General features: G+C 64.1%; 13 protein-coding genes. 7 read left to right on the forward strand and 6 right to left on the reverse strand.

Annotation, left to right across the window (positions count from 1 at the left end; genetic code table 11):
- Positions 1 to 179: 179 nt before the first annotated feature.
- The 7 genes from rimO to PARHAE_RS08415 all read left to right on the forward strand — a co-directional run bounded on the left by rimO (position 180) and on the right by PARHAE_RS08415 (position 6,952).
- Positions 180 to 1,544, forward strand: coding sequence for a 30S ribosomal protein S12 methylthiotransferase RimO (rimO, locus tag PARHAE_RS08385; protein ID WP_164555186.1), 1,365 nt, complete (start codon positions 180 to 182; stop codon positions 1,542 to 1,544).
- Positions 1,541 to 2,155, forward strand: coding sequence for a BglII/BstYI family type II restriction endonuclease (locus PARHAE_RS08390; RefSeq protein WP_126154157.1), 615 nt, complete (start codon positions 1,541 to 1,543; stop codon positions 2,153 to 2,155). The genes rimO and PARHAE_RS08390 overlap by 4 nt, the downstream gene beginning before the upstream one ends.
- Entirely contained in the window at positions 2,139 to 2,780 is a 642-nt protein-coding gene (locus tag PARHAE_RS08395) for an MT-A70 family methyltransferase (protein ID WP_206436902.1), read from the forward strand. Before PARHAE_RS08390 ends, PARHAE_RS08395 begins: the two co-directional genes overlap by 17 nt.
- Positions 2,755 to 3,672 (forward strand): sulfotransferase family protein, encoded by a 918-nt coding sequence (locus PARHAE_RS08400; protein ID WP_126154159.1) that lies wholly within the window; start codon positions 2,755 to 2,757, stop codon positions 3,670 to 3,672. Before PARHAE_RS08395 ends, PARHAE_RS08400 begins: the two co-directional genes overlap by 26 nt.
- Before the next feature lie 17 nt (positions 3,673 to 3,689).
- On the forward strand, positions 3,690 to 4,022 hold the full coding sequence (locus tag PARHAE_RS08405; RefSeq protein WP_206436898.1) for a hypothetical protein: 333 nt from the start codon (positions 3,690 to 3,692) through the stop codon (positions 4,020 to 4,022).
- 33 nt (positions 4,023 to 4,055) lie between these two features.
- Positions 4,056 to 5,711, forward strand: coding sequence for an energy-dependent translational throttle protein EttA (ettA, locus tag PARHAE_RS08410; protein WP_126154161.1), 1,656 nt, complete (start codon positions 4,056 to 4,058; stop codon positions 5,709 to 5,711).
- A gap of 95 nt (positions 5,712 to 5,806) precedes the next feature.
- Positions 5,807 to 6,952 (forward strand): Fic family protein, encoded by a 1,146-nt coding sequence (locus tag PARHAE_RS08415; RefSeq protein ID WP_126154162.1) that lies wholly within the window; start codon positions 5,807 to 5,809, stop codon positions 6,950 to 6,952.
- 104 nt (positions 6,953 to 7,056) lie between these two features.
- Here PARHAE_RS08415 and PARHAE_RS21035 read toward each other — a convergent pair whose 3' ends face one another.
- The 6 genes from PARHAE_RS21035 to lysM all read right to left on the reverse strand — a co-directional run bounded on the left by PARHAE_RS21035 (position 7,057) and on the right by lysM (position 12,149).
- Positions 7,057 to 7,206: a hypothetical protein gene (locus PARHAE_RS21035; protein WP_164555187.1), complete on the reverse strand. Its 150-nt coding sequence runs from the start codon at positions 7,204 to 7,206 to the stop codon at positions 7,057 to 7,059.
- Between the two features lie 69 nt (positions 7,207 to 7,275).
- Entirely contained in the window at positions 7,276 to 7,554 is a 279-nt protein-coding gene (locus tag PARHAE_RS08420; protein WP_420899394.1) for an HNH endonuclease family protein, read from the reverse strand.
- Between the two features lie 5 nt (positions 7,555 to 7,559).
- Positions 7,560 to 8,408, reverse strand: a complete 849-nt coding sequence (locus PARHAE_RS08425) for a glycosyltransferase (protein WP_126154164.1) — start codon at positions 8,406 to 8,408, stop codon at positions 7,560 to 7,562.
- 23 nt (positions 8,409 to 8,431) lie between these two features.
- Positions 8,432 to 9,511, reverse strand: coding sequence for a glycosyltransferase family 61 protein (locus PARHAE_RS08430; protein ID WP_126154165.1), 1,080 nt, complete (start codon positions 9,509 to 9,511; stop codon positions 8,432 to 8,434).
- 98 nt (positions 9,512 to 9,609) lie between these two features.
- Complete coding sequence (locus tag PARHAE_RS08435) at positions 9,610 to 11,493, reverse strand: acyl-CoA synthetase (RefSeq protein ID WP_126154166.1); 1,884 nt, start codon at positions 11,491 to 11,493, stop codon at positions 9,610 to 9,612.
- 143 nt (positions 11,494 to 11,636) lie between these two features.
- Positions 11,637 to 12,149, reverse strand: coding sequence for a peptidoglycan-binding protein LysM (gene lysM, locus PARHAE_RS08440; RefSeq protein ID WP_126154167.1), 513 nt, complete (start codon positions 12,147 to 12,149; stop codon positions 11,637 to 11,639).
- Positions 12,150 to 12,299 lie beyond the last annotated feature (150 nt).

Genomic DNA, 12,299 nt, shown 5'->3' on the forward strand with positions numbered 1-12,299 from the left:
CATGATCATCGACCCCAAGACCAGGGCCACCACGATCCATCCGACAATCTTTTTCATGGCCCTAAGGGTGGGGTGACAAAGGGATTTTGAAAACCCCCGCGCAGGCCCGCTCGCGCGATTGTCAGGGGCGGGGCGTCTCTGCTCTTTTCCGGCGGCTGCGAATCGCCTATTTGCGGCGGATGCACATGAACCCGCCCGATCTGCGCCCCGACCTGGCCCGCGCCCGCATCCCCGAGGAGCGGCGCGATGGCCAGCCGACCATCGGCATGGTCAGCCTGGGCTGTCCCAAGGCGCTTGTGGACAGCGAACGCATCCTGACCCGCCTGCGGGCCGAGGGCTATGCGATCAGCCCCGACTACAAGGGCGCGGACGCGGTGATCGTGAACACCTGCGGCTTCCTGGACAGCGCCAAGGCCGAATCGCTGGACGCCATCGGCGAGGCGCTGCGCGAGAACGGCAAGGTTCTGGTCACCGGCTGCCTGGGCGCGGAACCCGAATACATCACCGGCGCCCATCCCAAGGTTCTGGCCGTCACCGGCCCGCATCAATACGAAGCCGTGCTGGACGCCGTCCATGCCGCCGTGCCGCCCCAGCCCGATCCCTTCATCGACCTGCTGCCCGCATCGGGCGTCAGCCTGACGCCGCGCCACTACAGCTATCTGAAGATTTCGGAAGGCTGCAATCACAAGTGCAGGTTCTGCATCATCCCCGACATGCGCGGGAAACTGGTCAGCCGCCCCGCCCATGCCGTGATGCGCGAGGCTGAAAAGCTGGTGCAGGCGGGGGTGCGCGAACTGCTGGTCATTTCGCAGGACACCTCGGCCTATGGGCTGGACCGCCGCCATGAAACCGAACGCGGCCACCGCGCGCATATCACCGATCTGGCCCGCGATCTGGGCGGGCTTGGGGCCTGGGTGCGGCTGCATTACGTGTATCCTTATCCGCATGTCCGCGACCTGATCCCGCTGATGGCCGAGGGGTTGGTGCTGCCCTATCTGGACATCCCCTTCCAGCACGCCCATCCCGATACGCTGCGCCGCATGGCCCGCCCCGCCGCCGCCGCCCGCACCCTGGACGAGATCGCCGCCTGGCGCGCCGTCTGCCCCGACATCACCCTGCGGTCCACCTTCATCGTGGGCTATCCCGGCGAGACCGAGGCCGAATTCCAGACCCTTCTGGACTGGCTGGACGAGGCGCAACTGGATCGCGTCGGCGCGTTCCAGTACGAGAACGTCAAGGGCGCACGGGCCAACGACCTGCCCGACCATGTGCCGGACGACGTGAAGCAGGACCGCTTCGACCGCTTCATGGAAAAGGCCCAGGCGATCAGCGAAGCCAAGCTGCAAGCCAAGGTGGGCCGGCGCCTTGAGGTGATCGTGGACAGCGTGGACGACCAGGGCGCCACCTGCCGCACCAAGGCCGACGCGCCCGAGATCGACGGCAACCTGTTCATCGACGAGGGCTTCGAGGGCCTGACCCCCGGCGACATCGTGACCGTGACCGTGGACGAGGCGGGCGAATACGACCTTTGGGGCCGTTTGTGACGCTGCGCAACCGGCTGCCCGCCTTCATCGCCGATCATTACGAAGTTCACGAATGGCGCCATGCCAGCGCCATCCTGGCCCATGACTTTCCCGACGAATGGCGCGACATCATCGACGTGCTGACCGCCTTCCGCCTGCGGCGCGAATGGATCGAGGTGGCGGGCGGCAACAAGTCGCGCGTCTCGGCCTTCATCGACGGATTCCTGGACAGGCGCGGCTGGCGCGAACGGCAGTTCCGCACCGGCATCGTGGTCGATGACGCGCTGAAGGAAAGCCCCACCCACAAGGTCGACTGCTTCAAGAACGGCATCGGGCTGGAGATCGAGTGGAACAACAAGGATCCCTTCTACGACCGGGATCTCAACAATTTCCGCCTGCTGTTCGACCTGCGCGCGCTGTCCGTGGGCGTGATCGTCACCCGCGCCGACGAATTGCAGCAGATCTTCCGCCAGCTTGGGCGCGGTTCGTCCTATGGCGAATCCACCACGCATATGTCGAAGCTGCTGCCGCGAATTGAAGGTGGCGGCGGGGCGGGCTGTCCGCTATTGGTGTTCGGGATCACCAAAGCCCTTTACCTGGACACCGGAGGCCCCGTTGAGCAGCGCGTCTGACGATCTTCTGGCCACCGCGGGCGCGGTCAAGTTCGGCACCATCCTGGCCGATCCGCCCTGGCAGTTCCAGAACCGCACCGGCAAGATGGCCCCCGAACACAAGCGCTTGTCGCGCTATCCGACCATGGGCCTGGACGAGATCTGCGACCTGCCGGTCGAGGCCATCGCGGATGCCCGGTCCCATCTTTACCTGTGGGTGCCCAACGCCCTTCTGCCCGAAGGGCTGAAGGTGATGGAGCATTGGGGCTTCAAGTACAAATCCAACCTGATCTGGTACAAGGTCCGCAAGGACGGCGGCCCCGACCGGCGCGGCGTCGGCTTTTATTTCCGCAACGTGACCGAGATTCTGCTGTTCGGTGTGCGCGGCAAGGATGTGCGCACGCTGGATCCGGGCCGGACCCAGGAAAACATCATCGCCACGCAGAAGCGCGAGCATTCGCGCAAGCCGGACGAGCAATACGGCCTGATCGAGTCCTGTTCCTGGGGGCCGCGGCTGGAGATGTTCGCCCGCGGCCCGCGCCAGGGCTGGACCGTCTGGGGCAACCAGGCCGAGGAATACGAACCCGACTGGCCGACCTATTCCAACCATTCCCAAAGCAATGTCGTCAAGCTGCGGGGCGACTGAGCCGGCGGCCGGGCGCATCCTGTCGCTGATCACCGTCAGCCCGGCCTTCGACCCCAACGGCCGGCCCCGCAAGCCCGGCGCGCTGTGCATCGGCGCCCAGAAGGCGGGAACAAGCTGGCTGGCGCAGATGCTGGGCCAGCACCCGCAGGTCTGGATCCCTCCGTTCAAGGAGGTCCAGTTCTTCAACCACCGCTTCATTCCCGGCCATCGCCAGTGGATCGGCTGGCATTACCGCAACAAGCCCGACGAGATCCGCGCCCGGCACAAGGCGCGCGGGTTGCCGATGCCGCCGGAACTGGACGCGTATCTGGACGGGCTGACGCGCGGACAGATGTTTCACAACCATTGGTACAAGCGCGTCTTCGCCCCGGCGCCCGCCCAAGCCATGCCGATGGACTTTACCCCCGAATATGCGTCCCTGCCGGACGATGGCGTCGATTTCGTGGCAAACGTCCTGCCCAGGGCGCGGGTGATCTATCTGGTCCGCCACCCGGTGGACCGCGCGGTGTCGCAACTGCGCATGAACCTGCGCCGCGAGGGGCGCAATCCCCAGACGCTGGCCGACTGGCTGGCCGAGATCGACAACCCCGTGCTGCACGAGCGGGGCGATTACGCCCGCTATCTGCCCCGCTGGCAGGCGCGTTTTCCCGACATGCTGGTGCTGCCTTTTGGGCGCATCGCCCGCGATCCGCAGGGTGTGATGGATATGGTCGAAGCCCATCTGGGCATCGGTCCCTGGGCCTATGCCAATATGGCCGAAAAGGTCTTTGCCAACCCCAATCCGGTCCAGCCGCCGCTCGAGGCGATCACGGCGCTGACCGAACGCTTATGCCCGCAGATCGACTTTCTGAACAGCCATCTGGGCACCGATTTCACGGCCCAGACGCGATGAAGCGGCTCTGGTTTGTGATGCAGATTGTCAGCGTCGCCTATGCACTGGCCGTGATTTCAGGCGGCTTGGCTGCGCGGACTCTCGGGTCGTTCAATAGTTCCCGTATCGGCTGCTACTGGACAGACGCCATGTTCGTTTTCGTGGAATGCGGGCCGGACGCCTGGCTGGGGACCATACGGGGGTTTTGGTACAATCTGTGGCTGATCGCCCTGTTCGGGACGGGGCTGCCGTTCAATCTCGATCGCCTCCAGTACTTTTTGCTGCCGTTCCTTTCCACCCTTCTAGCCCTTCTCGGCGTGGTGACGATCCTGTGGCGGGTCTTCCGCTTCTTTCACTCTTTGTTCAAATAACCTACATAGCACCAAAGTTTGCAGGAGATTCCGATGGCGTCCTATCAGTTCGTCTACCACATGGACGGCGTGTCCAAGACCTATCCCGGCGGCAAGAAGGTGTTCGAGAACATCCATCTCAACTTCCTTCCGGGCGTCAAGATCGGTGTCGTCGGCGTGAACGGCGCCGGGAAATCGACGCTGCTCAAGGTGATGGCGGGGATCGACAAGGATTTCCAGGGCGAGGCCTGGGCCGCCAAGGGCGCGCGCGTCGGCTATCTGTCGCAGGAACCCTGGCTGGACCCGCAACTGAACGTGCGCGGCAACGTCATGGAAGGCGTCAAGGCCAAGCAGGCCAAGCTGGACCGCTATAACGAACTGGCGATGAACTACTCGGACGAGACGGCCGAGGAGATGGCGCGGTTGCAGGACGAGATCGACGCCGAGAACCTGTGGGATCTGGACAACCAGGTCGACATCGCGATGGAGGCCCTGCGCTGCCCGCCCGACGACGCCGACGTGGAAACCCTGTCGGGGGGCGAACGCCGCCGCGTGGCCCTGTGCAAGCTGCTGCTGGAAGCGCCCGACATGCTGCTGCTGGACGAGCCGACCAACCACTTGGACGCCGAAACCATCGCCTGGCTGCAAAAGCACCTGATCGAATACAAGGGCACGATCCTGACCGTGACCCACGACCGCTATTTCCTGGACGACATCACCAGCTGGATCCTGGAACTGGAGCGCGGCCGGGGCATCCCGCACGAGGGGAACTATTCCAGCTGGCTGGAAGCCAAGGCCAAGCGCGTGGCCCAGGAAGCGCGCGAGGACAAGGCCAAGCAGAAGGCCATGGAAAAGGAACTGGAATGGATCCGCGCGGGCGCCAAGGCGCGCCAGGCGAAATCCAAGGCCCGGATCTCGGCCTATAACAAGATGGCCGACGAATCGGTCAAGGAACTGGTCGGCAAGGCGCAGATCGTCATCCCGCACGGCCCCCGCCTGGGCGGCAAGGTGCTGGAGGTCGAGGGCCTGAAGAAGCACATGGGCGACAAGCTGCTGATCGAGGATCTGTCCTTCAGCCTGCCGCCCGGCGGCATCATCGGCGTGATCGGCCCGAACGGCGCGGGCAAGTCGACCCTGTTCAAGATGATCACCGGGCAAGAGGCCCCCGACGAAGGCACCATCACCATCGGCGAGACGGTGAAGATGTCCTATGTCGACCAGTCGCGCGACAGCCTGGACCCGGAAAAGACCGTGTGGGAGGAGATCTCGGGCGGTGCCGAGGTGATCGAACTGGGCGACGCGCAGGTCAACAGCCGCAACTATGTGGGATCGTTCAACTTCAAGGGCGGCGACCAGCAGAAAAAGGTGGGCCTTCTGTCGGGCGGCGAACGCAACCGCGTCCACATGGCCAAGCTGCTGAAATCCGGCGGCAACCTGCTGCTGCTGGACGAACCGACCAACGACCTGGATGTGGAAACCCTGCAAGCCCTGGAAGCCGCCATCGAGAACTTCGCAGGCTGCGCAATCATCATCTCGCACGACCGCTTCTTCCTGGACCGGCTTTGCACGCATATCCTGGCGTTTGAAGGCGATGCCCATGTCGAGTTCTTCGAGGGCAACTTCGAGGATTACGAGAAGGACAAGGTGCGGCGGCTGGGGCCGGACAGCATCGAGCCGAAGCGGGTGAAGTATAAGAAGTTTACGCGGTGAGGTCGAACCAACCAAAGTTTCAGGTCTTGTGTAGCTTTCAACTTTTCGGTTCTAAAGTTGAAAGTTGCATCTGAACCCTAAACTTTGGTTGCCTCATGCGTTACGATACGTTCACCAATCCCGCCGGGCGCTTCGTTCCGACCCTTGACGGCATCAGGGCCTTCGTTCCCAATCCCTTGCCTCCGAACTTGGACATGGCGGCAATCGCCGATTCCCTTGGGGATGCGCGGGCTGCTTTAGGAGAGTTGCGGGGCGCCTGCCGTCGTCTGCAAAACCCCATGATCTTGATCCGGCCCTTGCAGCGACGGGAGGCGCTGACATCGTCAGCTATGGAGGGAACCTATTCCACTGACGATGAACTGGTCCTTGCCGAGGCTGGCCTGGCGCCCGCGCCAAGCGACGATACCCAAGAGGTCGCAAACTTCGTGCGCGCCTTGTCGGGGGCGCTGTTTCGGATCGGCGATGAACCCATCACCAACCGGCTGATCCGGGATGCCCATCGAGTCCTGATGACACGGCTTAGCCGCTATCGCGGGGCGCATCGTCATCCGGGTGAATTCAAGCGCGATCAGAACATGATCTGGGGTGCCGATCTTCGCACCGCCCGCTTCATTCCGCCGCCGCCCCGAGATGCGTTGGACTGCATGACAGATCTGGAACGCTATATTAATCGCGAACCGAAACCTCACGCCGGCGAAGCCCTGCTGGACCTTGCTTTGGTCCATTATCAGTTCGAAACCATTCATCCTTTCGCCGATGGAAATGGACGGGTTGGGCGGATGCTGATTTCGCTGATGGCTGTCAGTACCGGTCTGCTGGACTCGCCCGCGCTATATCTTAGCCCGGCTATCGAGCAGGAGAAAGATGCCTATATCGATGCGATGTATGCCGTGTCGGCCCGCAGCGAATGGACTGCATGGATCGACTTCTTCTGTCAGGCAGTCTGCCGATCCTGTCATCAAACGATCGAGACGATCGACCGGCTGATCGATCTTGAGCAGGATTATCGAAACAGGATTACGGCCATCAAAAGCGGGAATGCAGCAACGATTGTTTCCATGCTGTTCGAATCACCTGCAATCACACCGGGCCGAGTAGCGGAACGGTTGTCCATCAGCGACATGGGCGCGCGCAAACTGCTGTCCCGCATGGCTGAACTGGGACTGATCCAGGAAGTCGCGGGATTGTATCCCAAGGCCTATATTGCGGAAGGGATCATTGCAGCTGCACGTGGACGCTAGGTCACGCTCTCGGCGGTCTTCTTCTGCAAAGACTAACATGCGTGGCAGTCATTATTAAGGCAGCAGCATATACATGCGCAACGCCTTCCGGCGTTGCGCATCCGTCAAGCATTCACCGGCGGCTTGCCGGGGCAGTTGGCCAGCACCACCGGGCCGGTGGCCGTGGTGTCCGGCGCGACGACCGCGCCGGGGGCGGCAAGCACCGGGCCTGCCAGCAGGCAGGCGGTCAGGGTGGTCAGGGCAAGTCTTTTCATGCGCAGTCCTTTCCTGTGGGGACAGCCAAGCCTGACCCGAATCGGTTGAACCGCAAACACACAGCCGCGTTACCGGACCTTGCCCGTCCAGCCCGGCGGGCGCCTGCCCACCCAGTCGAAGAACCGCCGCAGCTCGGGATGGGCGCGCAGGGCCTCGGTCGTGGAGTAGGTGCGGGCCAGTTCCGTCTCGGTCAGGGTCTTGTGGATGGTCTTGTGGCAGACGTGGTGCAGCAGCACCGTTTCGCCGCCCTTGCCGCCGCGCAGCTTCGGGATCAGGTGGTGGCGGCTTTGCGGGACGCCGGGCGGGATCGGGCGCAGGCATAGCGGGCAGATCGGGTCGTCCGCCACGGTGCTCAGCCCTGGGCCAGGATCCGGTCGAAACTGCATAGCGCCATCCCGGCATCGGACAGGTAATCGAAATGCCGGTCGACGGCGCGTGCCACATCGGACCGGCTGGCCTTGGACATGCCGCGCTTGCGCAGGATCTCGGGCGCGTGGCGGGGTGTGTCGTTGTCGCCGCGATGGGTGACGATGTTGGGGAAATGCGGGTCGGTCACGGCCACCAGCCGGGTCGGGATGGCGTAATGGCCATAGTCGAAGACCGTGCGCGACGAATGGCGGATCGCGGCGCCCGCGCTGAAGAACGGGCTGAACCAGTTATAGACCCCCTCGGTGGGGCCGTCCGTGACGCAATAGAAGATCGACGGAAAGCTGACCGCGAAATGGGCGTTGCGCCACAGGCTGGCGGCGTGGCGGCGCAGGCGGCGGATATAGTCGCGCGAGACGCAATCGTCGTCGTCCAGCCGGAATTGCACCGTATCGGCCAGATCCATCCCCAGATCCGCGGACACCTCTTGGATCGCATCCGAGATATGGGTGGGCGGCAAAAACCGCAGGATCGCCTGGTCCACGCCGCGGCAGATATCCTCGAGCCGGGCACGATACGGGTCCGGCATCCGGTCCGAGGACACCACCAGGAACCGGAAATCCGCGTCGCTCTGGTTGGCCAGCGACCGCAGCGTCAGATGTTCGAAGGTCGCCAGCCGCGATTCCAGCCGCCGGGATGCGAACAGATCGCGGGACTGGTCCAGATAGATCGCCTCCAGGGCCTCGTCGGGCTGGTTGCGATAGGCCTTCCAGTCCCCCCGGCCCAGCATGGAAAACCGGCAGACCCCCAGGATCCTGACATCGCGGTCGTTCATTCCATGCCCCCTTGGCCTGCCCGTCAGCGCAGCGGTTTGCGGACCAGATCGACCTCGTGTTTCGACCGGCTGAAGGCCAGGCTGTCGGCCATCTCGGCCTCGGTCGGACCCTGCCAGCCCCTTTTGTCGTCGATGAAACCGTGATCCTGCAAGCCCTGCGCCAGGGTGTCGTGGTCAAGCTCTCCCCAGCTCAGGTGGTTCGAGGCGGCGGCGCCATCCTCGATCCAGTTCGCCGCAAGCGCGTCGATGATGACCGGATCGCGTCCGGTCATGCCGTTGATCTGGGCCGCGATGGAGCGATGGGCGTTGTTGTCGCGGCGCAGGATGAAGGCGATCCGCTTGGACGGATCGGCGACCATGCCCGCGATATGGAAAGCCGAGCTGTCGACGCCCACGATATGGGTGGCGGATTTGTAGAAGCGCAACTGATCCGCCAAGGCCATCCGCTCCGGGTGCATGATCGTATAGCCCCGCGCGGCCATGTTGCGTTCCAGCACCTTTTCGCACAGCACGCCGCCGCGCCCGTTGAAGCGGGTGCGCGAGACATAGATCCGGCGCGGCGTATCCTGGGGCAGGGCCTGAGCCATCCGCGCCATGGTGGCCCGGAATTCCGGGGTTCCCTGGGCGATTCGTCCCAGGCCGAAGCCCTGGCCGGGGATCACCAGCTCCTCGACCCGGATCGGCGTCTGGGCAATGCCTTCCGGGGCCCGGACGCCCAGAAGCGACCAGAAATCCGTCTGGTAGGACTGGAATTTCACCAGCTTGTCGTGCTTCGGGACGAACAGCACGCTGTCGATGCCGGGCTGGTCGAAGCCCCAGCAGCGGGACATGGTCTCGGTCATGAAATGGCCGAAATGGCCGTAATAGAGCCCGCCCCACAGATGCCGCCCCGGCAGAACAGCGGACGGCCTTTCCGCGCTTTCGACGGCTCGTGTCATGCGCACGCCGTCCCGCCAGGTCGAGGCGTGAAGCACGTCCTGCCCGTCCCCGGTCGTAACCCCGCAGAAAGGGCGGCCGACAAGTTCCGTCGGAGGAAAGATCCAGGCGTTCGCCACGGTGACGATCTCTCGGGACCAGCCGCAGCCGGGAAGCGGTTCGCTCATCGCATGTCCTTGCCTGCAAGGGCACGGGCCGCCCTCTGCCTTGCGGCTGTGTTAGCCGCTTGGGCGTGGCGATTGAAGCGGGATCCTTGCGGGGGCCGTCATGCCCAGTCCCAGGGCCGGGTGAATTCGCCCAGCTTCGCCCTGACGGCGTTTTCGTCCACGCTGCCCTCGCGGGCAAGCCGCGCCACCAGGCCGCGCTTCTTGTCCTCGACCACCTCGGCGACATGGGCGCCGGTGCCGGACAGGGCGGCGTCATAGACGCGCTTGATGGCCAGGCGGCGCAGGTCGGGCTTGAAGATCTTGCCCACGGCGGTCTTGGGCAGTTCGGGCAGGATCTCGATATGCTTGGGAATCGCGGCGCGTTCGTGGATATGGGCCTTGGCGTGTTCCAGAAGGTCGGATTCCGTCACCGAGGCGCCCGCCACCAGTTCCACATAGACGCAGGGCAGTTCGCCCGCGAAGCTGTCGGGCTGGCCGATGGCGCCCGCGAAGGCCACGGCGGGATGGGACAGCATCGCCTCCTCGATCTCGGCGGGGTCGATGTTGTGGCCGCCGCGGATGATCAGATCCTTGGCGCGGCCCGTGATCCACAGATAGCCGTCCGCGTCCAGCCGACCCAGGTCGCCGGTGCGCAGATAGATGTCCTCGGCGAACAGGTGGTGGTTCTTGTCGGCCTCGGTATAGGTCGATCCGGGGAACACGCCGGGATTGGCGACGCAGATTTCGCCCACCACATCGGTCGGGCATTCGTGGACGCGGCCGCTGTCGTCATGGTTCAGGATGCGGACATGGCTGTAGGGCAGGGGGATGCCGACGGATCCGACCTTCTTGATGCCGTCCACGGGGTTGCAGCTGACCAGGCAGGTCGCCTCGGTCAGGCCATAGCCTTCGGCGATCTCGACCCCGGTGGCGGATTTGAAGCGGTTGTAAAGCTCGATCGGCAGGGGGGCGGAACCCGAGATGGCGGTTTTCAGCGAGGACACGTCGGCATTGACCGGCCGCTGCATCAGCGCGGAAATGGCGGTCGGCACGGTGATCAGGAAGGTCGCCTGCCAGCGTTCGATCAGTTTCCAGAAATTGTCGAAGACGCCCTCGCCCCGGTATCCGGCCGGGGTCGGCATCACCACATGCGCGCCGGACGCGATGCAGGACATCAGCACCGGATAGGCCGCGAAGACATGGAACATCGGCAGGGGGCACATCAGCACGTCGGTTTCGTCGAAGAGCAGCGTTCCCCCCAGCCAGCCGTTATAGATCATGCCGGAATACTTGTGCTGCGCGACCTTGGGCGTGCCGGTGGTGCCGCCGGTGTGGAAGAAGGCCGCCACGCGGTCCTGCTGCACATCCTCGAAATCCAGGCGGGTGTGCTTCTCGGCACTGGTCGCGGCCTCGAAGTTCAGCACCTTGGCCTTGTGGCGGGGCTTCACGCGCGGGCGGATCAGCGGCACGATGAACCGCTTGAGCCCGCGCAGGTGACGGTTCAGGTCGATCTCGATCACATGGGTGACGCCGGGGGCATTGGCCACGGCCTCGGCGGCCTTCTGGGCGACATCGGTTTTCGGGAAGGCGCGCAGCGTGACCAGCACCTTGGCGCGGGTTTCGCGCAGGATGCCCGCGATCTGCTGGGCGTCCAGCAGGGGATTGATCGGGTTGACGATCCCCGCCGTCGCGCCCGCCAGAAGAACCACCGGGGTTTCGATGCTGTTGGGCAGCAGATAGGCCACCGTGTCGGTGGGGCCGACGCCCAGCTTGCGCAGCAGGTTGGCGGTTTCCGTGACGCGTTCCAGCAATTCGCGCCAGGTCAGGGTGGTGGCGTGGTCGCCCGGACCGGACAGAAGCTGGAAGCTGATCGCGGGCCGGTCGGGAAAACGTTCGGCCGTGCGGGCCAGAAAGCCGTAGATCGTGACCGGAAGATCCCGCGCCTGATACGGCATCTCGGCTTCCAAGGCGTTGCGGTCGTCATAGCTGATGAAACGGGTCATCCATCCTCCCCCAGTCCTGGGACCACCCTCCTGATCCCGCTTTTGCATACCATGGGCCATGGGCGGGAAAGGCGGCAAGAGGCTTGGCGCCCCGCTGCGTCAGGACGCGGCGTCAGGACATGGCCGACGCCGCGTCAGGGTTCTCAGCCTTGCGGGATGCGCAGGGTCTGGCCGGGATAGATCTTGTCGGGATCGGTCAGCATGGGCCGGTTCGCCTCGAAGATGGCGTTGTATTTGCTGGCATTGCCCAGATAGGCCTTGGCGATGGCCGACAGCGTCTCGCCCTTCTTGACGGTGTGGAAGACCGGCGCCTGCCCGGCCTCGGCCCCGGCGCCTGTCTCCGGCAGGTCGGCCTCGACCTTGGCGATGCCCTCGATATTGCCGACGGCCAGCACCAGCTTTTCCAAGGTCTCGCGGTCGGCGCCTTTGCTGTCGATCCTGACGGTATCGCCGCGCAGGGTCAGGTGCACGTCGTCCTTGTCCAGGTTCAGCGCGCGCAGTTCCGCCTTGAGCGCCGCGACCTTGCGGGCCGTGTCGGGATCCTGGGCAGGCTTGCCGGCTGCGGCGGCGGGTTGCGAGGCAGGCTTTGCTTCGGCGGCTTCGGCCTTGCCGAAGACCGATTTCCCGGCGTCCTTGACGAAATCCCAGATGGCCATGCTGCGTCCTTTCAAGCATGTTACGGAACGATTTGAATAAAAACGCGGGCTTTATGCAAGCGTTCCATCTGGTCATTCCGCAATCCCAGACCCATATGACAATCGTGCATTGTTAATCCATTCATAATTTCACCCGTAGGATGCACATCG

This window comes from Paracoccus haematequi (genome assembly GCF_900631945.1).
In the GTDB taxonomy this organism is placed as follows: Bacteria; Pseudomonadota; Alphaproteobacteria; order Rhodobacterales; family Rhodobacteraceae; genus Paracoccus; species Paracoccus haematequi_A.

Excerpts from the sequence above, each read along its gene's own strand:
- rimO (WP_164555186.1), top strand. The coding sequence starts at position 180 with ATGCACATGAACCCGCCCGATCTGCGCCCCGACCTGGCCCGCGCCCGC.
- PARHAE_RS08400 (WP_126154159.1), top strand. The coding sequence starts at position 2,755 with ATGTCGTCAAGCTGCGGGGCGACTGAGCCGGCGGCCGGGCGCATCCTG.
- PARHAE_RS08405 (WP_206436898.1), top strand. The coding sequence starts at position 3,690 with ATGCAGATTGTCAGCGTCGCCTATGCACTGGCCGTGATTTCAGGCGGC.
- ettA (WP_126154161.1), top strand. The coding sequence starts at position 4,056 with ATGGCGTCCTATCAGTTCGTCTACCACATGGACGGCGTGTCCAAGACC.
- PARHAE_RS08415 (WP_126154162.1), top strand. The coding sequence starts at position 5,807 with ATGCGTTACGATACGTTCACCAATCCCGCCGGGCGCTTCGTTCCGACC.
- PARHAE_RS21035 (WP_164555187.1), bottom strand. The coding sequence starts at position 7,206 with ATGAAAAGACTTGCCCTGACCACCCTGACCGCCTGCCTGCTGGCAGGC.
- PARHAE_RS08425 (WP_126154164.1), bottom strand. The coding sequence starts at position 8,408 with ATGAACGACCGCGATGTCAGGATCCTGGGGGTCTGCCGGTTTTCCATG.
- PARHAE_RS08430 (WP_126154165.1), bottom strand. The coding sequence starts at position 9,511 with ATGAGCGAACCGCTTCCCGGCTGCGGCTGGTCCCGAGAGATCGTCACC.
- PARHAE_RS08435 (WP_126154166.1), bottom strand. The coding sequence starts at position 11,493 with ATGACCCGTTTCATCAGCTATGACGACCGCAACGCCTTGGAAGCCGAG.
- lysM (WP_126154167.1), bottom strand. The coding sequence starts at position 12,149 with ATGGCCATCTGGGATTTCGTCAAGGACGCCGGGAAATCGGTCTTCGGC.